General features: G+C 67.5%; 26 protein-coding genes. 21 read left to right on the forward strand and 5 right to left on the reverse strand.

Annotation, left to right across the window (positions count from 1 at the left end; genetic code table 11):
- Window positions 1-8 precede the first annotated feature (8 nt).
- Window positions 9-623, reverse strand: a complete 615-nt coding sequence (locus tag ACXPWS_RS22495; protein ID WP_458708774.1) for a class I SAM-dependent methyltransferase — start codon at window positions 621-623, stop codon at window positions 9-11.
- A 52-nt stretch (window positions 624-675) separates the two neighbouring features.
- Between ACXPWS_RS22495 and ACXPWS_RS22500 the strand changes: the two genes are divergently transcribed.
- From ACXPWS_RS22500 to nuoN, 17 genes are all read left to right on the forward strand, one after another.
- Window positions 676-1044: a nuclear transport factor 2 family protein gene (locus tag ACXPWS_RS22500; protein WP_458708775.1), complete on the forward strand. Its 369-nt coding sequence runs from the start codon at window positions 676-678 to the stop codon at window positions 1042-1044.
- Window positions 1041-1562 carry a YceI family protein gene (locus ACXPWS_RS22505; RefSeq protein ID WP_458708776.1) on the forward strand — a complete coding sequence of 174 codons (522 nt, stop codon included), beginning with the start codon at window positions 1041-1043 and terminating at the stop codon, window positions 1560-1562. Before ACXPWS_RS22500 ends, ACXPWS_RS22505 begins: the two co-directional genes overlap by 4 nt.
- A gap of 10 nt (window positions 1563-1572) precedes the next feature.
- A complete protein-coding gene (locus ACXPWS_RS22510; protein WP_458708777.1) occupies window positions 1573-1974 on the forward strand; it encodes an Rv3143 family two-component system response regulator in 402 nt (133 codons plus the stop codon).
- Window positions 1975-2134: 160 nt separating this feature from the next.
- Window positions 2135-2509, forward strand: a complete 375-nt coding sequence (locus ACXPWS_RS22515; protein WP_458708778.1) for an NADH-quinone oxidoreductase subunit A — start codon at window positions 2135-2137, stop codon at window positions 2507-2509.
- A complete protein-coding gene (locus tag ACXPWS_RS22520) occupies window positions 2500-3054 on the forward strand; it encodes a NuoB/complex I 20 kDa subunit family protein (protein WP_458708779.1) in 555 nt (184 codons plus the stop codon). Before ACXPWS_RS22515 ends, ACXPWS_RS22520 begins: the two co-directional genes overlap by 10 nt.
- 31 nt (window positions 3055-3085) lie before the next feature.
- Entirely contained in the window at window positions 3086-3787 is a 702-nt protein-coding gene (locus ACXPWS_RS22525) for an NADH-quinone oxidoreductase subunit C (RefSeq protein ID WP_458708780.1), read from the forward strand.
- A complete protein-coding gene (nuoD, locus tag ACXPWS_RS22530) occupies window positions 3787-5088 on the forward strand; it encodes an NADH dehydrogenase (quinone) subunit D (protein ID WP_458708781.1) in 1302 nt (433 codons plus the stop codon). The genes ACXPWS_RS22525 and nuoD overlap by 1 nt, the downstream gene beginning before the upstream one ends.
- Complete coding sequence (nuoE, locus tag ACXPWS_RS22535) at window positions 5085-5786, forward strand: NADH-quinone oxidoreductase subunit NuoE (protein ID WP_458708782.1); 702 nt, start codon at window positions 5085-5087, stop codon at window positions 5784-5786. The genes nuoD and nuoE overlap by 4 nt, the downstream gene beginning before the upstream one ends.
- Window positions 5783-7087: an NADH-quinone oxidoreductase subunit NuoF gene (nuoF, locus tag ACXPWS_RS22540; RefSeq protein ID WP_458708783.1), complete on the forward strand. Its 1305-nt coding sequence runs from the start codon at window positions 5783-5785 to the stop codon at window positions 7085-7087. Before nuoE ends, nuoF begins: the two co-directional genes overlap by 4 nt.
- Before the next feature lie 85 nt (window positions 7088-7172).
- On the forward strand, window positions 7173-9533 hold the full coding sequence (locus ACXPWS_RS22545; RefSeq protein WP_458708784.1) for an NADH-quinone oxidoreductase subunit G: 2361 nt from the start codon (window positions 7173-7175) through the stop codon (window positions 9531-9533).
- A gap of 47 nt (window positions 9534-9580) precedes the next feature.
- Window positions 9581-10750, forward strand: a complete 1170-nt coding sequence (gene nuoH / locus ACXPWS_RS22550) for an NADH-quinone oxidoreductase subunit NuoH (protein ID WP_458713653.1) — start codon at window positions 9581-9583, stop codon at window positions 10748-10750.
- Window positions 10743-11291 (forward strand): NADH-quinone oxidoreductase subunit NuoI, encoded by a 549-nt coding sequence (gene nuoI, locus ACXPWS_RS22555; RefSeq protein WP_458708785.1) that lies wholly within the window; start codon window positions 10743-10745, stop codon window positions 11289-11291. The genes nuoH and nuoI overlap by 8 nt, the downstream gene beginning before the upstream one ends.
- Window positions 11288-12022: an NADH-quinone oxidoreductase subunit J gene (locus ACXPWS_RS22560; RefSeq protein ID WP_458708786.1), complete on the forward strand. Its 735-nt coding sequence runs from the start codon at window positions 11288-11290 to the stop codon at window positions 12020-12022. The genes nuoI and ACXPWS_RS22560 overlap by 4 nt, the downstream gene beginning before the upstream one ends.
- On the forward strand, window positions 12022-12321 hold the full coding sequence (gene nuoK, locus ACXPWS_RS22565) for an NADH-quinone oxidoreductase subunit NuoK (protein WP_458708787.1): 300 nt from the start codon (window positions 12022-12024) through the stop codon (window positions 12319-12321). The genes ACXPWS_RS22560 and nuoK overlap by 1 nt, the downstream gene beginning before the upstream one ends.
- The gene (gene nuoL / locus ACXPWS_RS22570) at window positions 12321-14234 is read left to right on the forward strand and encodes an NADH-quinone oxidoreductase subunit L (protein ID WP_458708788.1); all 1914 of its coding nucleotides are present in this window, start codon (window positions 12321-12323) and stop codon (window positions 14232-14234) included. Before nuoK ends, nuoL begins: the two co-directional genes overlap by 1 nt.
- Before the next feature lie 38 nt (window positions 14235-14272).
- Window positions 14273-15799 (forward strand): NADH-quinone oxidoreductase subunit M, encoded by a 1527-nt coding sequence (locus ACXPWS_RS22575; RefSeq protein WP_458713654.1) that lies wholly within the window; start codon window positions 14273-14275, stop codon window positions 15797-15799.
- A complete protein-coding gene (nuoN, locus tag ACXPWS_RS22580; protein WP_458708789.1) occupies window positions 15796-17388 on the forward strand; it encodes an NADH-quinone oxidoreductase subunit NuoN in 1593 nt (530 codons plus the stop codon). Before ACXPWS_RS22575 ends, nuoN begins: the two co-directional genes overlap by 4 nt.
- Here the strand turns inward: nuoN and ACXPWS_RS22585 are convergent.
- A complete protein-coding gene (locus ACXPWS_RS22585; protein WP_458708790.1) occupies window positions 17378-18268 on the reverse strand; it encodes an alpha/beta hydrolase in 891 nt (296 codons plus the stop codon). The two genes, nuoN and ACXPWS_RS22585, sit on opposite strands and share 11 nt — an antisense overlap.
- A 29-nt stretch (window positions 18269-18297) precedes the next feature.
- Here ACXPWS_RS22585 and ACXPWS_RS22590 point away from each other — a divergent pair, with 29 nt between their 5' ends.
- Window positions 18298-19062 carry an enoyl-CoA hydratase gene (locus ACXPWS_RS22590; RefSeq protein WP_458708791.1) on the forward strand — a complete coding sequence of 255 codons (765 nt, stop codon included), beginning with the start codon at window positions 18298-18300 and terminating at the stop codon, window positions 19060-19062.
- A gap of 73 nt (window positions 19063-19135) precedes the next feature.
- On the opposite strand, the gene ACXPWS_RS22595 is transcribed toward ACXPWS_RS22590, so the two are convergent.
- Window positions 19136-19732 carry a TetR/AcrR family transcriptional regulator C-terminal ligand-binding domain-containing protein gene (locus ACXPWS_RS22595; RefSeq protein WP_458708792.1) on the reverse strand — a complete coding sequence of 199 codons (597 nt, stop codon included), beginning with the start codon at window positions 19730-19732 and terminating at the stop codon, window positions 19136-19138.
- Between the two features lie 42 nt (window positions 19733-19774).
- Between ACXPWS_RS22595 and ACXPWS_RS22600 the strand changes: the two genes are divergently transcribed.
- A complete protein-coding gene (locus ACXPWS_RS22600) occupies window positions 19775-20899 on the forward strand; it encodes a phosphotransferase family protein (RefSeq protein WP_458708793.1) in 1125 nt (374 codons plus the stop codon).
- A gap of 2 nt (window positions 20900-20901) precedes the next feature.
- Complete coding sequence (locus ACXPWS_RS22605) at window positions 20902-22017, forward strand: hypothetical protein (protein WP_458708794.1); 1116 nt, start codon at window positions 20902-20904, stop codon at window positions 22015-22017.
- A gap of 4 nt (window positions 22018-22021) precedes the next feature.
- Here ACXPWS_RS22605 and ACXPWS_RS22610 read toward each other — a convergent pair whose 3' ends face one another.
- Window positions 22022-22336, reverse strand: a complete 315-nt coding sequence (locus ACXPWS_RS22610; RefSeq protein ID WP_458713655.1) for a DUF4345 domain-containing protein — start codon at window positions 22334-22336, stop codon at window positions 22022-22024.
- A 72-nt stretch (window positions 22337-22408) separates the two neighbouring features.
- Between ACXPWS_RS22610 and ACXPWS_RS22615 the strand changes: the two genes are divergently transcribed.
- Complete coding sequence (locus ACXPWS_RS22615; RefSeq protein ID WP_458708795.1) at window positions 22409-23164, forward strand: AraC family transcriptional regulator; 756 nt, start codon at window positions 22409-22411, stop codon at window positions 23162-23164.
- Here the strand turns inward: ACXPWS_RS22615 and mug are convergent.
- A complete protein-coding gene (gene mug, locus ACXPWS_RS22620; protein WP_458708796.1) occupies window positions 23114-23659 on the reverse strand; it encodes a G/U mismatch-specific DNA glycosylase in 546 nt (181 codons plus the stop codon). The genes ACXPWS_RS22615 and mug overlap by 51 nt on opposite strands.
- Between the last annotated feature and the right edge of the window lie 16 nt (window positions 23660-23675).

A 23675-nucleotide genomic window follows, 5' to 3' on the forward strand; every position in this document is an offset into this window, starting at 1 on the left:
CGGCCGTGCTAGCGCCGCCGCACCCGGGCCAGCCACGCCGGTTCGTCCACCATCGTCCCCACCGGCAACCCGAGCGGCTCGGCGTGCGCCTGCCCCACCACACCGCGGTAGGTCGTGATGGACAGATCCTCCAGATCCCACCCCGACCCGAACGCCGACCGGATGGTGTCCTCGCCGACCTGCGGGCCGAACCCGCGTCCGGCATCCGAGAGCGCCAGCACGTGCACGACGCCGTCTGGCTTGCACGCCCGGTGCAGACTGGCTACATACTGCGGTCGGTCGGCGTCGGAGAAGATGTGGAACAGCGCGCTGTCCAGGATGGTGTCGTGGCCGGGCTCTGCACCGAGATTCAGCGCATCGGCGACCTCGAAGCGCGCCTGAACCCCCTTGCTCTCGGCGTTGCGCCTGGCCTGGGCTATCGCCTCGGCGACATAGTCGATCCCAAGCACGTCATAGCCGAGACGGGTCAACAGGATCGTGTGTTCGCCCAGCCCGCAGCCGACGTCCAGGATGCGGCCGCCCAGCGCGCCGGAGCGCACCAGTTCGACGATGGCGGGCTGGGGCTCGCCGATCACCCAAGGCGCCGTGTTCGTTTCGTAGGCAGATGTGAAGCGCTCTCTCATACCGTCCAGTGTTCAACCTGAACAGTTCTTGAGGTCAACCGCAGGAGGAAAGATGACCGTTGCCGTGGCGAATCGGTTGTTCGGCGCCATCGAGCGTGGCGACCTCGCCGGTGTGGAGGCGCTGTGGGCCGACGACGCCACGGTGTGGCACAGCGGCGATGCGCACGACAACGACCGGCGCCGCGCGCTGAAGGTGATCCGGTGGTTCATCGGCAGGACCACCACCCGCCGGTACGAGATCCTGGACCGCCAGTTGTTCGACGGCGGCTTCGTGCAACAACACGTGCTGCATGCCGATGTCGCAGGCGGCTCCTCGATCGCGCTACGGGTCTGCATCGTGATCAAGGTGGGTCCAGACGGCCTGATCACCCGCATCGACGAGTACTTCGACCCCGCGGATATGGCACCGTTGACGTCATGAGTAGCACCGACTGGATCGGCGACTGGCGGCTGGACCCCGGCCGCACGACGCTGGAGTTCCACAGCCCGACCTTCTGGGGGCTGGCACATGTGAAGGGCACCTTCGGTCGCGTCACCGGATCCGGCCGGGCCGCGGCCGACGGCGAGACCATCGACGTCGCCGGGCATCTGGAAATCGACGCCGCATCGCTGAGCACCGGTATCGGAAAACGCGACACGCATCTGCGGTCCCCGGACTTCTTCGACGTACAGGCTTTTCCCAGTATCGCGGTCGTGGTGGAGTCGGCCGAGATCACCGGGCCGGGCTGGGTGCTGCTGCACGCGCAGCTATCGGTCAAGGGCGTCCAGCGCGAGCTCGAGCTGCCCACCAATGTGCGCGCCATCGGCGATGGTGCCCTGCGACTGCAGACCACCACGACGCTGAACCGGCTGCACTACGGCGTCGACGGCAATCTGATGGGCATGATGGGCGAAGCGGTGAACATCGAAGCCACCGCGGTCTTCGTCCGGCAGTCGTAGCATCGCAGAGGTGGCCGACACCGATGCGCAGGTCCGGATCCTCGTGTACAGCTCCAACCCCCGCACCCGCGATGCGGTGCGGTCCGCACTGGGCCGCCGCGTACACCCTGATCTGCCCGAACTGACCTATCTGGACGTCGCGACCGCGCCGATGGTGGTCCAGCAGATCGCCGGTGGCGGGTTCGATCTGGCAATTCTGGACGGTGAGGCGGCACCGGCCGGCGGGCTCGGGCTGGCCAAACAGCTCAAGGACGAAATCACCGACGGCCCGCCGATCCTGGTGCTGACGGGGCGCGCGGATGATGCCTGGCTGGCGACGTGGTCACGGGCAGAAGCCGCGGTACCGCATCCGATCGACCCGATCCGGCTCGGCGAGGCGGTGGCCGCCGTGTTGCGCGGAGCCGCGCTCTAAGCAGCACGAAAAGCGCTGTGGCCGTTAATTCTTCACGTGGTCACCGATGACGACGTGCGGGGCCCAGCTGTTCGTTCGATCCTAGCCAAAATGCGCCGGCCCGACCGGTAGCGTGACTAAGCTGTGTCATAGCTCACATCGAAAGCCCAACGAGGGAGCTATGAACATCTACCTACCCATTCTCGTTCTCGGGTTGATCGCGGCGGCATTCGCGGTCGGCTCCGTCGGTATCGCCGTGCTGATCGGCCCGCGCCGATACAACAGGGCCAAACTCGAAGCCTACGAATGCGGAATCGAGCCGCTACTGCCCGCCGAGGACGCCAAGCTGGCGACGGGCCAGAGATTTCCGATCAAGTACTACCTGACGGCGATGTTGTTCATCGTCTTCGACATCGAGATCGTCTTCCTCTACCCGTGGGCGGTCTCCTTCGATTCGCTCGGGATGTTCGCACTGGTGGAGATGCTGCTGTTCATGCTCACGGTGTTCGTCGCCTACGCCTACGTGTGGCGACGGGGAGGATTGTCATGGGACTAGAGGAACAACTGCCCGGCGGCATCCTGCTCTCGACGGTGGAGAAGGTGGCCGGTTACGTCCGCAAAGGGTCGTTGTGGCCGGCGACGTTCGGGCTGGCCTGCTGCGCCATCGAGATGATGGCCACCGCAGGCCCGCGCTTCGATATCGCCAGATTCGGCATGGAACGGTTCTCGGCCACCCCGCGCCAGGCCGACCTGATGATCGTCGCGGGCCGGGTGAGCCAGAAGATGGCACCGGTGCTGCGCCAGGTCTACGACCAGATGGCCGAGCCGAAATGGGTGCTGGCCATGGGCGTGTGCGCCTCGTCCGGCGGCATGTTCAACAACTACGCCGTCGTGCAGGGCGTCGACCACATCGTGCCGGTGGACATCTACCTACCCGGCTGTCCCCCACGCCCGGAGATGCTGCTCAACGCAATCCTCAAGCTGCACGCCAAGATTGCCGAGATGCCGCTGGGTGTCAACCGGGCCGAGGCCATCGCCGCCGCCGAAGCCGCCGCGCTGGCGTCCCGCCCGACGATCGAGCTGACGGGGCTGCTGCGATGAGCGACGCTTGCGAAGCCACTCAACGGGTGACATGCGAGACCCGAGCCTGCGAGGGAATCGCATGACGGACGAGCCGGATCTCGAAATCATCGGCGTGCGCCGCGGCATGTTCGGCGTGCAGGGTTCCGGCGACACGTCCGGATACGGCCGCCTGGTCCGCGAGGTGGCGCTGCCGGGAAGCTCGCCGCGGCCCTACGGCGGCTATTTCGACGAGGTGGTCGACCGGCTGGCAGCGGCGCTGGGCCGCGACGTGTTCGACGCCGCCGTCGAGCGGGTGGTGGTGTTCCGCGACGAGCTGACACTCGAGGTCCGCCGCGAGCACCTGATGGCGGTGGCGCAGACGTTACGAGACGACCCGGCCCTGCGCTTCGAGCTGTGCCTCGGTGTCTCCGGCGTGCACTACCCCGACGAACACGGCCGGGAACTGCACGCCGTCTACCCGCTGATGTCGATCACCCACAACCGCAGGCTGCGGGTGGAGGTGGCCGCCCCGGATGCCGATCCCCATGTGCCGTCGCTGTTTTCGGTGTACCCGACCACCGACTGGCACGAACGCGAAACGTATGACTTCTTCGGCATCATCTTCGACGGTCATCCGGCGCTGACCAGGATCGAGATGCCCGACGACTGGGTGGGGCATCCACAGCGCAAAGACTATCCGCTGGGCGGGATCCCGGTGGAATACCACGGCGCGCAGATCCCGCCGCCGGATCAGCGGAGGTCCTACAACTGATGACCGTGGAGAGCGAGCCGCCCGTCGTCGTGGTCGGCGGTCAGGACTGGGATGCCGTCGTCGCCGCGGCCCGCGAACACGCCGGCGAACGCATCGTCGTCAACATGGGCCCACAGCATCCGTCCACCCACGGGGTGCTACGGCTGATCCTGGAGACCGAGGGCGAGACCATCACCGAGGCCCGCTGCGGGATCGGCTATCTGCACACCGGGATCGAGAAGAACCTCGAATACCGCACCTGGACCCAGGGTGTCACCTTCGTGACCCGGATGGACTACCTGTCCCCCTTCTTCAACGAAACCGCCTACTGCCTGGGCGTCGAGAAGCTGCTCGGCGTCACCGACGACATCCCGGAGCGGGCCAGCGTCATCCGCGTGCTGATGATGGAACTGAACCGGATCTCCAGCCACCTGGTGGCGCTGGCCACCGGCGGCATGGAACTGGGTGCCATGTCGGCGATGTTCTTCGGTTTCCGCGGCCGCGAATCGATCCTGTCCATGTTCGAGACCATCACCGGCCTGCGGATGAACAACGCCTATATCCGGCCCGGCGGTCTGGCCTCCGATCTACCGGACGAGGCCATGCCCCAGCTGCGGCAATTGGTGAAGGACCTGCCCGGGCAGCTGCTCGACATGGAAAAGCTGTTGCGCGACAACTACATCTGGAAGGCGCGCACCGAGGGCATCGGCTACCTGGACCTGACCGGATGCATGGCACTGGGCATCACCGGGCCGGTACTGCGCTCCACCGGCCTGCCGCACGACCTGCGTAAGTCCCAGCCGTACTGCGGATACGAGACCTACGAATTCGACGTGTGCACCGCCGACGGCTGTGATGCCTTCGGCCGCTACCTGATCCGCGTCGACGAGATGAAGGAATCACTCAAGATCGTCGAGCAGTGCATCGAGCGCCTCAAGCCGGGCCCGGTGATGCTGACGGACAAGAAGCTGGCCTGGCCGGCCGACCTGAAGCTCGGCCCCGACGGACTGGGCAATTCACCCGATCACATCGCCAAGATCATGGGCACCTCGATGGAGGCGCTGATCCACCATTTCAAACTGGTCACCGAGGGCATCCGGGTGCCCGCCGGCCAGGTGTACGTGGCGGTCGAATCCCCGCGCGGCGAGCTGGGCGTACACATCGTCAGCGACGGCGGCACCAGGCCGTACCGGGTGCACTACCGCGACCCGTCGTTCACCAATCTGCAAGCCGTGGCGGCGATGTGCGAGGGCGGCATGGTGGCCGACGCGATCTCGGCGGTCGCGTCGATCGACCCGGTGATGGGAGGCGTAGACAGGTGAGTGCGGTCGAATTGCGGCTGGGACAGCGACCGGATGAGGCGGGTCCGCCGATATCGGCTGGGCCACAGGACTATTCGGCAGGAGTGACGACGCGACTGGCACCCGCAGCCGAACAGATCATCGCCCGCTACCCGCATCCGCGCTCGGCGCTGCTGCCACTGCTGCACCTGGTGCAGGCCGAAGACGGTTACCTCACCCCCGCCGGCGTGCGGTTCTGCGCAAGCCAACTGGACCTCAGCCCCGCCGAGGTGACGGCGGTCGCGACGTTCTATTCCATGTACCGCCGCACCCCCACCGGGGATTATCTGGTCGGGGTGTGCACCAATACGCTGTGCGCCGTCATGGGCGGCGACGCGCTGCTGGAAGTGCTACAGGACCATCTCGGCGTGCACGCCGGGGAGACCACCGCCGACGGTTCGATCACCCTGGAACACATCGAGTGCAACGCGGCCTGCGATTTCGCCCCGGTGGTCATGGTCAATTGGGAGTTCTTCGACAACCAAACCCCTTTCTCGGTGCGCGAACTCGCCGACGAACTGCGCGCCGGCCGGCCGGTGCAACCCAGCCGCGGAGCCACGTTGTGCACCTTCCGGCAGACCGCGCGCATCCTGGCCGGTGTCGATCCGGGCGCGCCGGACAGCTCCGCACCGGGCGCGGCCACGCTCGCCGGCCTGCGGGTCGCCAAGGAGCAACGATGACCGCCCTGACACCCGTGCTCAGCAGCTACTGGGATGACCCGCAATCCTGGACGCTACCCACCTACCTGCGGCACGACGGATACCAGGCGCTGGACGCGGCGCTGGACATGGAACCCGACGCGGTGATCGCCCTGGTGAAGGAATCCGGGTTGCGTGGACGCGGCGGCGCGGGCTTCCCGACCGGACAGAAATGGTCGTTCATCAACCAGGCGGATCCCAAACCGCATTACCTGGTGATCAACGCCGACGAGTCGGAACCCGGTACCTGCAAGGACATTCCGTTGATGATGGCCACCCCGCACGTGCTGGTGGAGGGCGCCATCATCGCGTCGTACGCCATCAGGGCCCGGCAGGCCTTCATCTACGTGCGCGGCGAGGTGGTGCCGGTGCTGCGCCGGCTGCGGGCCGCGGTCGAGGAGGCTTACGAGGCGGGTTATCTGGGCCGCGACATCCTGGGCTCGGGTTTCGATCTGGACCTGGTGGTGCACGCCGGGGCCGGTGCGTACATCTGCGGTGAAGAGACCGCCTTGCTGGATTCGCTGGAAGGCCGGCGCGGTCAGCCCCGGCTGCGCCCGCCGTTCCCGGCGGTGGCCGGACTGTACGCCTGCCCGACGGTGGTCAACAACGTCGAATCCATCGCCAGCGTGCCGCCGATCGTGCGGCGCGGGGTGGACTGGTTCAAATCGATGGGCTCGGAGAAATCGCCCGGGTTCACCCTGTACTCGCTGTCCGGCCACGTCACCCGTCCCGGCCAGTACGAGGCGCCGCTGGGCATCACCCTGCGCGAACTGCTCGACTACGCCGGCGGGGTGCGGGCCGGGCACCAACTGAAGTTCTGGACCCCGGGCGGATCGTCGACACCCATGCTCACCCCGGAACACCTGGACGTGGCATTGGATTACGAAGGTGTCGGCGGTGCGGGCTCGATGCTCGGCACCAAGGCGCTGCAGATCTTCGACGAGACCACCTGCGTGGTGCGCGCGGTGCGGCGCTGGACCCAGTTCTACGCCCACGAGTCGTGCGGCAAGTGCACGCCGTGCCGGGAGGGCACCTACTGGCTGGCCCAGATCTTCGAGCGGCTGGAGACCGGCAGCGGGGAGCGCGCCGACATCGACAAGCTGCTCGACATCTCCGACGCGATCCTGGGCAAGTCGTTCTGCGCCCTCGGTGACGGCGCGGCCAGCCCGATCATCTCGTCCATCAAGTACTTCCGCGACGAGTACGAAGCGCATATCGGGGCCGGCTGCCCGTTCGACCCGTACGCGTCGACGGTGTTCGCGACGGAAGGGGCGCAGGCATGACCGACATCCCGCAGTTGTGCGGATTCCTGCGCACGGCCCGGTGTGTCGCGGACGAAACCGCACAAACGGCGAAGGGGGTGGGTGTATGACGCTGACTGACCCGGCCAACGACACCACATCCGTCGAGATGGTGACGCTGACCATCGACGGTCACGAGATCAGCGTTCCCAAGGGCACTCTGGTGATCCGCGCGGCCGAGCTGATGGGAATCCAGATCCCGCGGTTCTGCGACCACCCGCTGCTGGACCCGGTGGGCGCCTGCCGGCAATGCCTGGTCGAGGTGGAGGGGCAGCGCAAACCACTGGCGTCGTGCACCACCACCGCCACCCCGGACATGGTGGTGCGCACCCAGCTCACCTCGGAGGCCGCCGACAAGGCCCAGCACGGCGTGATGGAACTGCTGCTGATCAACCACCCGTTGGACTGCCCGGTCTGCGACAAGGGCGGCGAGTGCCCGCTGCAGAACCAGGCGATGTCCAACGGCCGCAGCGACTCCCGTTTCACCGATGTCAAGCGCACCTATCCCAAGCCGATCAACCTGTCCACGCAGGTGCTGCTGGACCGCGAACGGTGCGTGCTGTGCGCGCGGTGCACCCGGTTCTCCGACCAGATCGCCGGAGATCCGTTCATCGAGCTGCTGGAACGCGGTGCGCTGCAACAGGTGGGGATCGCGGACAACACGGCGTTCGATTCCTATTTCTCCGGCAACAGCGTGCAGATCTGCCCGGTGGGCGCCCTGACCGGCACCGCGTACCGGTTCCGGGCCCGCCCGTTCGACCTGGTCTCCACGCCGAGCGCATGCGAACACTGCGCGTCCGGCTGCGCGCAGCGCACCGACCACCGGCGCGGAAAGGTGATGCGCCGACTGGCCGGTGACGATCCGGAGGTCAACGAGGAATGGAACTGCGACAAGGGCCGATGGGCGTTCACCTACGCCACCCAGGGAGACCGGATCACCACACCGCTGCTGCGCGACGCCGACGGCAGCCAACGGCCGGCGTCGTGGTCGGAGGCGGTCGCGGTGGCATTGCGCGGGCTCACCACGGGACCGGCCGGAGTCCTCACCGGAGGGCGGCTGACCCTCGAAGAGGCCTACGGCTACGCCAAGTTCGCCCGGATCATGCTGTCCAGCAATGATATCGACTTCCGGGCCAGAACAAGTTCACCGGAGGAGACGCAGTTCCTGGCCCACGCGGTCGCGGGTCGCCCGTTCGCGGTGACCTACGCCGACCTGGAGTCCGCCCCCGCGGTGTTGCTGGCCGGGCTGGAACCCGAAGAGGAATCCCCCATCGTGTTCCTGCGGCTGCGCAAGGCATTCCGCAAACGCGGACTGCGGGTGCTCGCCGTCGCCCCGTTCGCCACCCGAGGTCTGACGAAGATGGGCGGCCGGCTGATCAGCGCGGCACCCGGCGCCGAGGCCGCGGCCTTGGACGGACTGCGCGCCGACCTGCCCACCGGCAGCATCATCCTGCTCGGCGAGCGACTGGCGACCTCGCCGGGCGCCTACTCCGCGGCGGTGCGACTGGCCCAGGCCACCGGGGCCCGGATCGGCTGGGTGCCGCGGCGCGCCGGGGACCGCGGCGCCCTGGAGGCCGGCGCGGCACCGAACCTGCTCCCCGGCGGCAGGCCGATCACCGACCCGGCGGCCCGCGCCGAAGTGGCGGCGGCGTGGAATGTCGAAGAGCTGCCGGATAATCCGGGTCGCGACACCGCGGGCATCCTGGACGCCGCCGCCCGCGGCGACCTGGCGGCACTGCTGATCGGCGGCGTCGAGGTCGACGATCTGCCCGACCCGGCGGCCGCGCTGGCCGCCATCGAGGCCACCGGTTTCGTCGTCAGCCTGGAATTGCGGCACAGCGCGATCACCGCCCGCGCCGATGTGGTCTTCCCGGTGGCACCGGTGACCGAGAAGAGCGGCGCGTTCGTGAACTGGGAGGGCCGCCCCCGGGCGTTCGAGAGCGCGCTGCCACCGTCGGCGACCTCCGATATGCGGGTGCTGGCCGCGCTCGCCGACGAGGTGGGGGTGGATCTCGGCCTCACCGACCCGGCGCGGGTGCGTGCCGACCTGGCCCGACTGGGTGGGTGGCAAGGCCGGCCGGCGCCCGCACCGGATTTCCCGGCCCGGCCGGTGCAGCCGGGCCCGGGAGAAGCGGTGTTGTCGTCGTGGCGGATGTTGTTGGACGCCGGCAGGTTACAGGACGGCGAACCGTATCTGGCCGGCACCGCCCGGCCGGTGGTGGCGCGACTGTCCGCGGCTACCGCGGCCGAAATCGGTTGCACCGAGGCGCTGCGGGTGGCCACCGACCGGGGCGCCATCGTGGTGCCACTGGAGATCACCGAGATGCCCGATCGAGTGGTGTGGCTGCCGTTGAACTCACCTGGGTCGGCGGTGCACGCCACTTTGGCCGCCGGCATCGGTGACATCGTGCGAATCGAGCCGGCGTGACGAACTACCCCGACCTGACCTCGTTCGGCCACGACGCGCGGTGGCTGATGCTGGCCAAGGCGCTGGGCATCTTCGTCTTCCTGCTCCTGACCGTGCTGGTGGCCATCCTGGTCGAGCGCAAAGTGCTGGGCCGCATGCAGATGCGGTTCGGCCCCAACCGGGTCGGCCCGTTCGGGCTGCTGCAGAGCCTGGCCGACGGGATCAAACTGGCCCTCAAGGAGGGGCTCATCCCGACCGGCGTGGACAAACCGATCTACCTGCTGGCGCCCGTGCTGGCGGTGATCCCGGCGATCATGGCGTTCGCCGTCATCCCGATGGGTGGCAACGTATCGGTCTTCGGGCACACCACGCCGCTCCAGCTCACCGACCTGCCGGTGGCGGTGCTCTACGTGCTGGCGGTCACCTCCATCGGGGTGTACGGAATAGTGCTGGCCGGCTGGGCATCCGGCTCGACCTACCCGCTACTGGGCGGGTTGCGCTCCAGCGCCCAGGTCATCTCCTACGAGATCGCGATGGCGTTGTCCTTCGCCGCGGTGTTCCTCTATGCGGGCACCATGTCCACCTCGGGCATCATCGCCGCCCAGCACGACACCTGGTATGTGTTCCTGCTGTTGCCGTCCTTCCTGGTGTACGTGACATCGATGGTCGGCGAGACCAACCGGGCGCCGTTCGACCTGCCCGAAGCCGAGGGCGAACTGGTAGGCGGCTTCCACACCGAGTACTCGTCGCTGAAATTCGCGATGTTCATGCTCGCCGAGTACGTCAACATGACGACGGTGTCGGCGCTGGCCACCACCATGTTCCTCGGCGGCTGGCACGCCCCCTTCCCGTTCAACCTGATCGACGGCGCGAACACCGGGTGGTGGCCGTTGCTGTGGTTCGTCGCGAAGGTGTGGACGTTCCTGTTCTTCTACATCTGGTTGCGCGCCACCCTGCCGCGGCTGCGCTACGACCAGTTCATGGCGCTGGGCTGGAAGATCCTCATCCCGGCGTCGCTGGGCTGGATCGTCGTCGTCGCCGTCACCCATCAGTTGCGCGCCTCGGGCCACCCGTCGTGGATGACGGCGGTGGTCAGCGTCGGTGTCATCGCCGCTGCCGCCCTGCTGCTGGTGCTGTGGCATGCGTTGCGGCACAACACCGCCGCGGCACCCATACCCCCCGACGCCGGGGCCTTCCCGGTGCCCCCGTTACCGCACAAGGAGGCCGCAGATGTCTAAAGTCGGCGACGCACTCGCCGGGTTCGGTGTCACCTTCAAGACGATGTTCAAGAAGCCGATCACCGAGCAGTACCCGGAAGAGCCCGGCCCGGTGGCTCCGCGCTATCACGGCCGGCACCAACTCAACCGGTACGCCGACGGACTGGAGAAGTGCATCGGCTGCGAATTGTGCGCGTGGGCCTGCCCGGCCGATGCGATCTTCGTCGAGGGCGCGGACAACACCGAGAGCCGGCGCTTCTCGCCGGGCGAGCGGTACGGACAGGTGTACCAGATCAACTATCTGCGCTGCATCGGCTGCGGGCTGTGCATCGAGGCCTGCCCCACCCGGGCGCTGACCATGATCAACGACTACGAGATGGCCGATGACAACCGCGCCGACCTGATCTACGGCAAGGACAAGCTGTTGGCGCCGTTACAGCCCGGGATGACCGCGCCGCCGCACCAGATGGCGCCGGGCAGCACCGACGAGGACTACTACCGCGGCAACATCACCGCCGATGGTCTGCGGGACCTCGGGATTCCGGAGGTCCCGGCCCGATGACCGGCACGCTGCTCGCCGAGGGGTTGACCCGCACCTCGACCACCGAGGCCGTCACCTTCTGGATCGTCGGGACGCTGGCCGTGCTCGGTGCCGTCGGCGTGGTCACCGCCACCAAGGCGGTGTACTCGGCGCTGTTCCTGGCCATCACGATGATCAACCTGGCGGTGCTCTACATCGCCCAGGACGCCGTGTTCCTCGGCATCGTGCAGGTGGTGGTCTACACCGGCGCGGTGATGATGCTATTCCTGTTCGTGCTCATGCTCATCGGCGTGGACACCTCGGAGTCGCTGGTGGAAACCATTCGCGGCCAACGGGTTGCGGCCATCGTCGCCGGCGTCGGCTTCGGGGTGCTGCTGATCGGCGGCATCGGCAACGTGTCGGTCAACGGGTTCGCCGGGCTGGAGGCGGCCAACCGCGGTGGCAACGTCGAGGGTCTGGCGGCGCTGATCTTCACCCGCTACGTGTGGGCGTTCGAACTCACCAGCGCACTGCTGATCACCGCAACGCTCGGCGCGATGGTGCTGGCGCACCGGGAGAGGTTCGACCGCCGCAAGACCCAACGCGAGCTGGCCGTCGAACGCTTCGCCCCCGGCGGGTACCCGACCATGATGCCCAATCCCGGTGTGTACGCCCGGCACAACGCCGTCGACACCCCGGCCCGGTTGCCCGACGGCACCGCGGCCCGTACCTCGGTCAGCACGGTTCTTGTTCCCCGCACCGGGAGGAAGTGATGAATCCCGCGAATTACCTGTACCTGTCGGCCCTGCTGTTCACCATCGGGGCCGCGGGGGTGCTGTTGCGCCGCAACGCCATCGTCATGTTCATGTGCGTCGAATTGATGCTCAACGCGGCGAACCTGGCGTTCGTCACCTTCTCCCGGATGCATGGGCACCTCGGCGGTCAGGTGGTCGCGTTCTTCACCATGGTGGTCGCGGCGTGTGAGGTGGTGGTGGGGTTGGCCATCATCATGACCATCTTCCGGGCCCGGCAATCGGCGTCCGTGGACGGCGCCAGTCTGCTGAAGAACTGATGGCGCACATGAGCTGGTTGTTGATCGCCCTGCCCCTGGCCGGAGCGGTGGTGCTGTTGCTCGGGGGCCGCGCCACGGATGCGTGGGGGCATCTGCTGGGCTGCGCGACGGCGTTGGCCTCGTTCGCGGTGGGCGCGGTACTGTTCGCCGACCTGCTGGGCCGCGACGCAGAGGACCGGGTGATCCAGCAGACGCTGTTCTCCTGGGTGCCCGTGGGTGCGCTGCACGTGGATTTCGGGTTGCAGATCGACGCTTTGTCGATCTGCTTCGTGCTGCTGATCACCGGGGTCGGGTCGTTGATCCACCTCTACTCGATCGGTTATATGAGTCACGACCCCGACCGCAGAAGGTTTTTCGCATACCTCAATCTGTTCGTGGTGGCGATGCTGCTGCTGGTGCTGGCCGACAACTACCTCGGTCTCTACATGGGGTGGGAAGGTGTCGGCCTGGCCTCCTACCTGCTGATCGGCTTCTGGTCGCACAAACCGTCGGCGGCCACCGCAGCAAAGAAGGCGTTCATCGTCAACCGGGTCGGCGACATGGGCCTGGCACTCGCCCTGATGGTGATGTTCAGTACGGCCGGAACCGTCTCCTACGCCGGGCTTTTCGGGGCGGCGCCGGGCCTGTCCGAGGGTTCGCTGAACGCGATCGGGTTCCTACTCCTGCTCGCGGCGTGCGGCAAGTCCGCGCAGGTGCCGCTGCAGTCCTGGCTGGGTGACGCGATGGAGGGCCCCACCCCGGTGTCGGCGCTCATCCACGCGGCCACTATGGTCACCGCCGGGGTGTATCTGATCGTGCGATCCGGGCCGGTGTTCAACCTGGCCCCCGACGCGCAGCTGGCCGTCACCGTGGTCGGTGCGGTGACCCTGCTCTTCGGTGCGATCATCGGCTGCGCCAAGGATGACATCAAGAAAGCCCTTGCCGCGTCGACCATGTCGCAGATCGGTTATATGGTGCTCGCCGCGGGACTCGGCCCCGCCGGCTATGCCGTGGCGATCATGCATCTGCTCACCCACGGATTCTTCAAGGCCGGACTGTTCCTCGGCGCCGGGTCGGTGATGCACGGGATGAACGACGAAACCGACATGCGCCGTTACGGCGGGCTGCGCAAGTACATGCCGGTGACATTCGTGACGTTCGGGCTGGGTTACCTGGCGATCATCGGGGTGCCGCCGTTCGCGGGCTTCTTTTCCAAGGACGCGATCATCGAGACCGCATTCGCCGCAGGAGGTGTAAGGGGTTGGCTGCTGGGCGGCGCGGCGCTGCTGGGTGCCGGAATCACCGCGTTCTACATGACCCGGGTGATGCTGCTGACGTTCTTCGGCGAGAAGCGCTGGGCTTCCTCTGGGGAGAGCGAAGCGACGGCGAATCAACACGAGGTGCACCCCCACGAATCCCCCGGCATCATGACCGCACCGATGATCGTGCTGGCGATAGGGTCCGTCGGCGCCGGCGCACTACTGGCCGTCGGCGGCACCCTGGCGCACTGGCTGGAACCGGTGGTCGGCAGCCACGAAGCCAACGGCGCCGTCCCGGTCTGGGTGCTGACGGTGGTCACCTTGTCGGTGGTGGCCATCGGGGTCGGCGTCGCCTACCGGATGTATGCGTTGCGCCCGGTCCCCGAAACCGCGCCCGCGGCTTCGGCATTGACCGCCGCCGCCCGCGCCGATCTGTACGGTGACCGGTTCAACGAGAACGTGTTCATGCGGCCGGGTCAGCAGCTCACCGCCGGTCTGGTGGAGATCGACGATGACGCCGTCGACGGTGTGACCCGCGGCTTGGCGGGGCTGATCGGTGAAACCTCACGGCGAATGCGGTCCTGGCAGACCGGTTTCGCGCGGTCCTATGCGCTGTCGATGCTCGGCGGTGCAGCCCTGGTGATCGGAGCGTTCCTGGTGGTGAGGATCTGGTGAGCGGCGTCGGTCTGCTGAGTGCACTGTGGGCGGTACCGATGCTCGGCGCTGCCGTCGTGATCATCGTGCCCGCAAAGCAAGTCGCCCGCTACCTCGCCCTGACCATTTCGCTGGCCGTGCTGGCCATCGCGGTCGTGCTGGCCGTCCGGTTCCAGCCGGGCGGCCCGCAGTTCCAATTCGTCGAAGACCATCAATGGATTCCGTCTTTCGGCACCGGCTACATCCTGGGCGTGGACGGTATCGCGTTGGCACTGGTGGTGCTGACCGCGGTGTTGGTGCCACTGCTGCTGATCGCGGGCTGGCATGATGGCGGCGCGTCGGGCGATCAGTCCGCGGATCCGGCCCGGTTCGGGTCGCACTCCACCCAGAGCTATCTGGCGCTCACGCTGGCCGTCCAGGCCATGGTGCTGATCTCCCTGGTCGCCTTGGATGTGCTGCTGTTCTATGTCTTCTTCGAGGCGATGCTCATCCCGATGTACTTCCTGATCGGTGGATTCGGCGGCGCCGGGCGGTCGGCCGCGGCGGTGAAGTTCCTGCTGTACAACCTGTTCGGCGGCCTCATCATGCTCGCCGCCGTGATCGGGCTCTACGTCGTGACCACCGCTCCTCTCGGTGGCACCTTCGACTTCCGCGCGATCGTCGCTGCCGTGTCGAACGGCGAACTCGGGGCCAGTCCCGCCGTGCTGAACGCGCTGTTCCTCGGGTTCATGTTCGCCTTCGCGGTCAAGGCCCCGCTGTGGCCGTTCCACCGCTGGCTGCCCGACTCGGCGGTCGAAGCCACCCCCGCCACCGCGGTGCTGATGATGGCCGTCGTCGACAAGGTCGGCACCTTCGGGATGCTGCGGTATTGCCTGCAGCTTTTTCCCGACGCGTCGATGACGTTCCGGCCGTTGATCATCACCCTGGCGGTGATCGGCATTGTCTACGGCGCCGTGGTGGCCATCGGGCAGACCGACGTGATGCGGCTGATCTCCTACACCTCGATCTCCCACTTCGGGTTCATCATCCTGGGCATCTTCGTGATGACCAGTCAGGGCCAGTCCGGCTCCACGTTGTACATGGTCAATCACGGTATCTCCACCGCGGCGTTGTTCCTGATCGCCGGATTCCTGGTGTCGCGGCGCGGATCCCGGCTCATCGCCGACTTCGGCGGCGTGCAGAAGGTGGCCCCGGTGCTGGCCGGTACTTTCCTGATCGCCGGGCTGGCCACGCTGTCACTGCCGGGGCTGGCACCGTTCGTCTCGGAGTTCCTGGTGCTGATCGGCACCTTCACCCGGTATCCGGCGATGGCGGTGTTCGCCGTCAGCGCGCTGGTGCTGTCGGCGATCTACATCCTGTGGGCCTACCAGCGGATGATGACCGGCCCGGTCCGGGACGGTGTTGAGCGGCTGCGCGATCTGGTGCCCCGCGAACTGATCGTGGTGGCACCACTGATCGTGCTGTTGTTGGTGCTGGGCATCTACCCGAAGCCGGCGCTGGACGTCATCAACCCGGCGGTCGACCACACGCTGCGCACCATCCACCAGCAGGATCCGGCACCCACCGCGGAGGGTTCACAGCGATGACACTTCCTCACCAATTTCCCCTCGCTTCACTCGTCCCGCCGCCCTCCATCGAATACTTCCAGCTCGCACCGATTCTCATCATTCTCGGGGTGGCCGTCGCCGGCGTCTTGGTGGAGGCATTCCTGCCCCGCGGCCAGCGGTACGGCACCCAGCTGGTGCTGGCCATCGGCGGCCAGATCACCGCACTGGCGTCCGTGGTGCTGGTGGCGCTGGCGCTGGAGGGGGCCGGTGCACCGGCCGCCGTCGGCGCCGTGGCGGTGGACCGGCCGGCCCTGTTCCTGCAGGGCACCCTGCTGCTCATCGGCATCCTGGGCACCCTGCTGATCGCCGAACGGCGGATACCGGCCACAGACGAACCGGCGGGACCCGGCCTGGACGCCTTCACCCCGCAGGCCGCGGCCGTCCCGGGCAGCGTCGCGGAGAAGATTGCCGCCAAAGCTGTGGTGGCCCAGACCGAAGTGTTCCCGCTGACGATGTTCGCCGTCGCCGGGATGATGCTCTTCCCGGCGGCCGATGACCTGCTGACCATGTTCGTTGCGCTGGAGGTCTTCTCCCTGCCGCTGTACCTGATGTGCGGGCTGGCTCGTCGGCGGCGGCTGCTGTCGCAGGAGGCGGCGCTGAAATACTTTCTGCTGGGCGCTTTCTCGTCGGCGTTCTTCCTGTACGGGATCGCCATGCTGTACGGCTACTCGGGCGGGTTCGGCCTCAGCGGTATCGCCGCTACTGTGCGCACCGGCGGGGACACCTCGATGGCGGTGGTCGGGGTGGCTCTGGTGTCGGTCGGGGTGCTGTTCAAAGTCGGTGCGGTGCCGTTTCATTCGTGGATACCCGATGTCTATCAGGGTGCTCCCACCCCGGTGACCGCGTTCATGGCGGCGGCCACCAAGATCGCCGCCTTCGGGGCGATGCTGCGCATCTTCTATGTGGCGCTGCCCGGCATGGCGCACGACTGGCGCCCGGTGCTGTGGGTGATCGCCATCCTGACCATGGCCGTCGGCACCATCACCGCGGTATCGCAGAGCGATGTCAAGCGGATGCTCGCCTATTCGTCGGTGGCCCATGCCGGCTTCATCCTGACCGGCGTGATCGCGCTCAACGGCGCCGGCCTGTCGGCGACGCTGTTCTATCTGTTCGCCTACGGTTTCAGCACGCTCGGCGCCTTCGCGCTGGCCGGTCTGGTGCGCAGCGCCGACGGCGAGGAGGCCACCACGCTGGCTCAGTGGGCCGGGCTGGGCCGGCGTCATCCCGTGGTGGGCGTGGTGTTTTCGCTGTTCCTGCTCGCGTTCGCGGGTATCCCGCTGACCAGTGGGTTCGTCAGCAAGTTCGCGGTGTTCAAGGCCGCCGCCGAGGGCGGGGCCGCTCCGCTGGTGGTCGTCGGTGTGGTGGCCAGCGCGGTGGCCGCGTACTTCTACGTGCGGGTGATCGTGCTGATGTTCTTCACCGACCCGCCCGAGGACGCACCGACGGTGGTGGTACCCAGCATCCTGAGTTCGGCGACGGTGGCGATCACCGCGGCCGTCACGTTCGCTCTGGGCGCGCTCCCCCAGCCGCTGCTCGATATGGTCAACGGTATGCAGTTCACCGGCTGACGGCGCGGCGCACCTGTCCGGCGATCAGCTCGTACATGCCCCGGGTCACCTCGGTGGCGTCGCTCATGATGTTGTAGCCGTGGTCGACGGCCGGCACCTCGACATAGTCGAGGAGCGCACCGACGGCGTCCAGGCTCTTGGCATAGTCGGACGCCTCGTCGCGCAACCGGTCGTACTCGCACGCGATCACCAAAGCCGGTGCGATGCCTGCGATATCGTCGGCGTTGTCACCCCAGGCCGGGGAGGCCAGCGGGTCGCGGCGCTGCTTGTGGTCGGGAATGTAAGCGGTGTCGAAGACCTCACCCATCCACGGTTTCAGGATGGCCTTGCCGCCCAGCGGTGAACGCTTGTGCGCGGTCGCCGTCACCAAGTCCAGTGGCGCATAATGCAGCACCTGCAAAGCGATCGAGGGCCCGCCCTCGGTCAGTGCCATCCGCGAGACGGCCGCCGACAGGTTGCCGCCCGCACTCTGACCGCCCACACAGAGCCGGTCGCCCGCCTCCTGGGCGGCCGCCCAGGTCGCGACGTCGTAGAGCTGCTCGACGGCCGTCGGGAAACGGTGGTCGGGGGCCAGTTGGTAGTCGGTGTTGACCACCACGACACCGGCGCGGGCCGCCAGGAAACGGCACCACGGGTCGTCCTGTTCGCGGTGTCCGACGACGAAGCCGCCGCCGTGGATGTTGAGGTAGACGCCGGCCGGGTCACCATCCGGCCGGTAGATGGTGGCCGCGGTGTCACCGTGCCGGGTGGGCACGGTGATGTCGGCGCTGCCGACCGCGATATCGGAGAACCGCACGCCTGGTTTGGGGCTGGGATTGACCACCCTGGCGAACAACCGGGCAAGGGCGTCGGCAATGAGCGGAGTCGATAACACGGACACGCCAATGACCATACGCATAGGTTCGATCGATGAGCGTTGTCCTGCGCACCGACCACGGCGCCGTGCGGCTGTTGACGTTGAACCGCCCGGAGTCCAGGAATGCGCTGAACCGGGCTCTGGTCCGGTCCCTGTATGCCGAACTCAAGTCCGCCGACGCCGATGACGCGGTGCGTGCGGTGGTCCTCACCGGCACCGATCCGGCGTTCTGCGCGGGAGTCGACCTCAAAGAGGCCGCGAGCGACGGGTTGAAGTACTTCGAGGAGTTCCGGTCGCAAAGTTGCATCACCGCCGTCCGCGAGATGCGCACCCCGATCATCGGAGCCATCAACGGTGCCACCTTCACCGGTGGCTTGGAGATCGCGCTGGGCTGCGATTTCCTGGTGGCCTCCACGCGTGCGGTGTTCGCCGACACCCACGCTCGGGTCGGCATCCTGCCCGGTGGCGGGATGACCGCCCGACTGCCTCAGGTGGTGGGTCTGTCGATGGCGCGGCGGTTGTCGATGACCGGTGAGGTGATCGACGCGGCGCGCGCCGAACGCATCGGATTGGTGACCGAGGTCGTCGAACACTCCGAGCTGCTGGACCGCGCGCTGGGGCTGGCCGCCCAGATCGCCGAGGTGCCGGGCCCGACCATGTTGGGGCTCAAGCAGATCTACACCGAGGGCGCCGCGCCGGTGATCGATTCCGCGCTGGGCGCCGAGGCCCGCATCGCCTACGCCCAGCACCGGGATTTCGAGGATCTGGGCGAGCAGTTCCGGGTGGTGTCCGAACGCAACAAGAGCCAGATCGGTTGATGCCGAGATCGACGTTTTGCCCGCATTCACTCGCACTTTCTGGCCGAAAGGTGAGTTTGGGCCGAAGAGAGGCTCAGCGCACGACGCCGTGCACCACGATGGCGGTGGTCTGATCCACCCACTCGTCGTCGGCCTGCCAATCCGGCGCCAGCAGCATGCGCAGCAGGTTCGCCCCGCCGATCACTTCGATGAGCCGATCGGGGTCGACGTCGGGGTGCACCTCGCCGCGTTCGACCGCGTGCACCAACCGGTCCCGCACGATGCCGAACAGCCCGGTGAATCGGCTCATCACCCGTGCGCTCAGGTCGGCGTCGGCGGCCATGTCGGCGATCACGCCGGGTAGCGCGGCACGCACCACGGGACTGGTGAACACCGCTCCGGCGGCGGCGATCATGGCCCGGATATCGGTGGCGATATCGCCCTCCGGCATGCCCAGGGCGGTCGGCGCGGTGGGAAACGCCGCCTCGTGCACCAGTTCGGCCTTACTCGACCAGCGCCGGTACAGCGCCGTCTTGGTGGTGCCGGCCCGCTCGGCGACGGCGGCCATGGTCAGATTCGAATAACCGATCTCCACAAGCAGATCCGCGGTGGCGCCGAGTATGGCAGCGTCGATGCGGGGATCACGCGGGCGTCCGGCCCCCTTGTCAACCGCAGGTGAGTCTGCTTTCATATCGCTACCAATAGTAGCGTAATTGGTACCGGAAGGAACACCGTGGTAAACGAACCGGCCGTCGAAGACGTCAGCCGCCTCCAGCATTCCAGCCGGGACGTCAGCACCGTGCCCGCCGCGATCGCGCAGTGGCTCGCCACGCAGCGGCCCGGCGGCGGTATCCCCGACGTCACCGTCGACAGCGGCGTGGACGCCAACGGCATGTCCTCGGAGACCATCCTGCTGACCGTCGACTGGGACGGCACCCGGCAGCATCTGGTCGCCCGAGTGGCGCCCACCGAGGCGGATGTTCCGGTGTTCTCCTCCTACCGGCTCGACCACCAATTCGAGCTCATGCGCCAGGTTGGCGAACTCACCGACGTGCCGGTCCCCCGGGTGCGCTGGATCGACACCGCCGGCGACGTGCTCGGCACCCCGTTCTTCCTGATGGACCGGGTGGACGGCATCGTTCCACCCGATGTCATGCCCTACACCTTCGGCGGCAACTGGTTCGCCGACGCACCGCCTGATCGGCAACGCGAACTACAGGACTCGACCGTCGAGGTGCTGGCCAAACTGCACTCCATTCCCGATGCGGCCCAACGGTTCGCGTTCCTCATCGAGTCCGACCCGGCCGGCGACACCCCGCTGCGCCGGCACTTCGGCTGGCTCAAGGACTGGTATGAGTTCTCCGTGCCCGATATCGGGCGTTCGGAACTGGTCGAACGGGCGCTGGGCTGGCTGGAGGACAACTTCCCGGCCGATGTGGCCGCGACGACACCGGTGCTGGCGTGGGGCGACTCGCGCATCGGCAACGTGTTGTACCAGGATTTCCGGCCGGCCGCGGTGCTGGACTGGGAGATGGCCACCATCGGCCCACGCGAACTGGACGTCTCGTGGATCATCTTCGCGCACATGGTGTTCCAGGAACTCTCCGGACTGGCCGGGCTGCCCGGGCTGCCGGACGTGCTGCGCGAGGACGATGTTCGGGCCACCTACCAGCGACTGACCGGCACCACCCTCGGGGACCTGCGTTGGTTCTACATCTACTCCGGGGTGATCTGGTGTTGCGTGTTCATGCGCACCACCGCACGGCGGGTGCACTTCGGCGAGATGGAGAAACCCGAGGACGTCGAGTCGGCGTTCTACCACGCCTCGCTGTTGCGACGACTGCTGGAGGACTCCTAGACATGCTCGGTCCACTCGATGAATTCCCAGTCCACCAGATACCGAAACCCATTGCCTGGCCCGGATCTTCGGACCGGAACTTCTATGACCGGTCCTATTTCAATGCCCACGACCGCACCGGCGACATCTTCGTCATCACCGGCATCGGCTACTACCCCAACCTCGGGGTGAAGGATGCGTTCCTGTTGGTGAGGCGCGGAGATGTCCAGACCGCCGTGCACCTGTCCGACGCCATCGACCAGGATCGGCTCAACCAGCATGTGCTGGGGTACCGGGTCGACGTCACCGATCCGCTGCACTCGCTGCGGATCACCCTCGATGAGACCGACGGGATCGCCGCCGACCTGACCTGGACCGGGCTGTTCGACGTGGTGCAGGAGCAGCCGCACATCATGCGCACCGGCAACCGGGTCACCCTCGATGCCCAGCGCTTCGCCCAATTGGGTTCGTGGAGTGGCTTTCTGGAGGTCGACGGCGAACGCATCGCGGTGGATCCGGCGACCTGGATCGGTTCCCGGGACCGGTCCTGGGGTATCCGCCCGATCGGTGAGACCGAACCCGCGGGCCGGCCGGCCGACCCGCCGTTCGAGGGCATGTGGTGGCTGTACGTGCCGATGGCGTTCGACGACTACTCGATCGTGGTGATCATCCAGGAAGAACCGAACGGGTTCCGCTCGCTCAACGACTGCACCCGCATCTGGAAGGACGGGCGGGTGGAGCAGCTGGGCTGGCCGCGGGTGCGGATCCACTACCGCTCCGGGACCCGCATCCCCACCGGCGCCACCATCGACGCCACCGCACAGGACGGTTCGCCGGTGCGGTTCGAGGTGGAGTCCAAACTGCCGGTGCCGATTCACGTCGGCGGCGGGTACGGCGGCGACTCGGACTGGACGCACGGTGTGTGGCGGGGCGAGAAGTTCACCGAGCGGCTCACCTATGACATGACCGATCCGGGCATCATCGGACGGTCCGGTTTCGGCGTCATCGACCATGTCGGCCGCGCGGTGGCAACCGAAGGCGACCGCGCCCCCGCCGAGGGCTGGGGGTTGTTCGAGCACGGCGCGCTGGGCAGGCACGACCCGTCCGGGTTCGCGGACTGGTTGACCGTCGCACCGTGACCGTTCACGCCACCCCGAACAGCACGGCCGCGGCGACCGCTTCCACCAGGCAGTAGAACCAGTTGGGATAGAACGGCGTCCGCTCGACGAACACCGACACCAGCCGGCCCACCGCCATGCCCGCCAACGCGGCACCGACGGTGACGAGCACACCCGTGCGCACCTCCGGGACCCGCGAAGCGTAGCCAAGCACCGCGGCGACGGCCAGCCCGAATCCGCCGTACACGGCCCGCACCTCCGCGCGCGCCGTCGCGGTACCGAGAACCACACCGAATGGGCGCAGCATGGCCGCCGGAGCCACCAGCGCGAAGGCGCCCATACCGGCGAAGAACACCGCGATCACCAGTTCAGCCACGGTAACCTCCTGTTTCGTCAGCGATCAGGAGTCAGCATGCCCGGCCCGGCACCGAAGGCGCTTCCACAAACCTGCTACCCGGCGGTGTGGCTGTGGCCGGGTCAGGCGCTGTATGCCGGCCCCGGACTGGGCCTGGCGCCGCACTCCGGATCGGTGTGGTGCCTGGCCGTCGGGATCGACGAGCCGTTGACCGTCACCGTCGGTGCACAGCGCATCGTCACCCGCACGGCGCTGATCCCGCCACGGCTGACCCATCACCTGGCCCTCGACGGCCGCCTGGTGGCCGGATACCTCGACCCCGCCTCGGCACGCAGCGCGTCCTGCCGGCAACGGTTCGCCGAATTCCGGGGCGGCATCGGGATCGGCCACACCGCACAATCCACACTCGTGGCTGTGCCTCATGACGACGCCGCAGCGGCGCGCTGGCTGGATGCCGCCGCCCCGGCCACGATCCACCCCATCGACCCGCGGATCGAAGTGGCGGCCAAACAGATTCGTGACGATCCTGCGGTGTCGACCCCGGCGCACGAACTGGCCGCGGCGGCCGGGTTGTCCGAATCCCGTTTCCTGCACCTGTTCCGGCAGGAGACCGGATCCAGCCTGCGCCGCTACCGATTGTGGAGCCGGCTGATCCGCGCCGGCCAGGAACTGGCGGCCGGGAACAACCTGACCTCGGCGGCGGTCGAGGCCGGTTTCGCCAGCCCGTCGCACCTGGCCGACCGGTTCCGCACGACGTTCGGGCTATCGGCCAGTCACCTGTTGTCGACCGGTCTGACCATCCGGACGCCCTGACACCGACGACAACTCGGCGTACGCGTCGACCAAGGCATCCAGGGTGAAGTTCCGGTTGAGGCCGCTCGGGTTGGGCAACACCCACGCCGTCGCCCCGCCGATCTCGAACGGCTGGCGCCCCCAGTCCAGAACGGGACGGCCGAGCATCGCCGAGAGCGCACGCTTCCCGAGAAAAGCCACCACCGCGGGGGCATAGCGCCGGATCTTGGCCTCGAAAGACGGGGCTGCCGACCGGAATTCAGCCGCCGTGACATCGGCCGCGCGCGGGGTGGGCCGCATCACCACCGCGGTGATCCCGCAGCCGTAGGTCAGCAGCAGGCGCTCGTCCCGGGGTGCGAGCCGGACGTCGGTGAAGCCTGCGAGGTGCAGCACCGCCCAGAACCGGTTGGTCGGGCTGGAGAAGTTGTGGCCGTCGGCGGCGGCCGTCGAGGCCGGGTTGATCCCGCAGAACACGACGTCCAGCCCGGCGGTCAGGATGTCCGGCGAGTACGTCATCAGGGTCGATTCTGCA

It is taken from the genome of Mycobacterium sp. BMJ-28 (assembly GCF_054404835.1).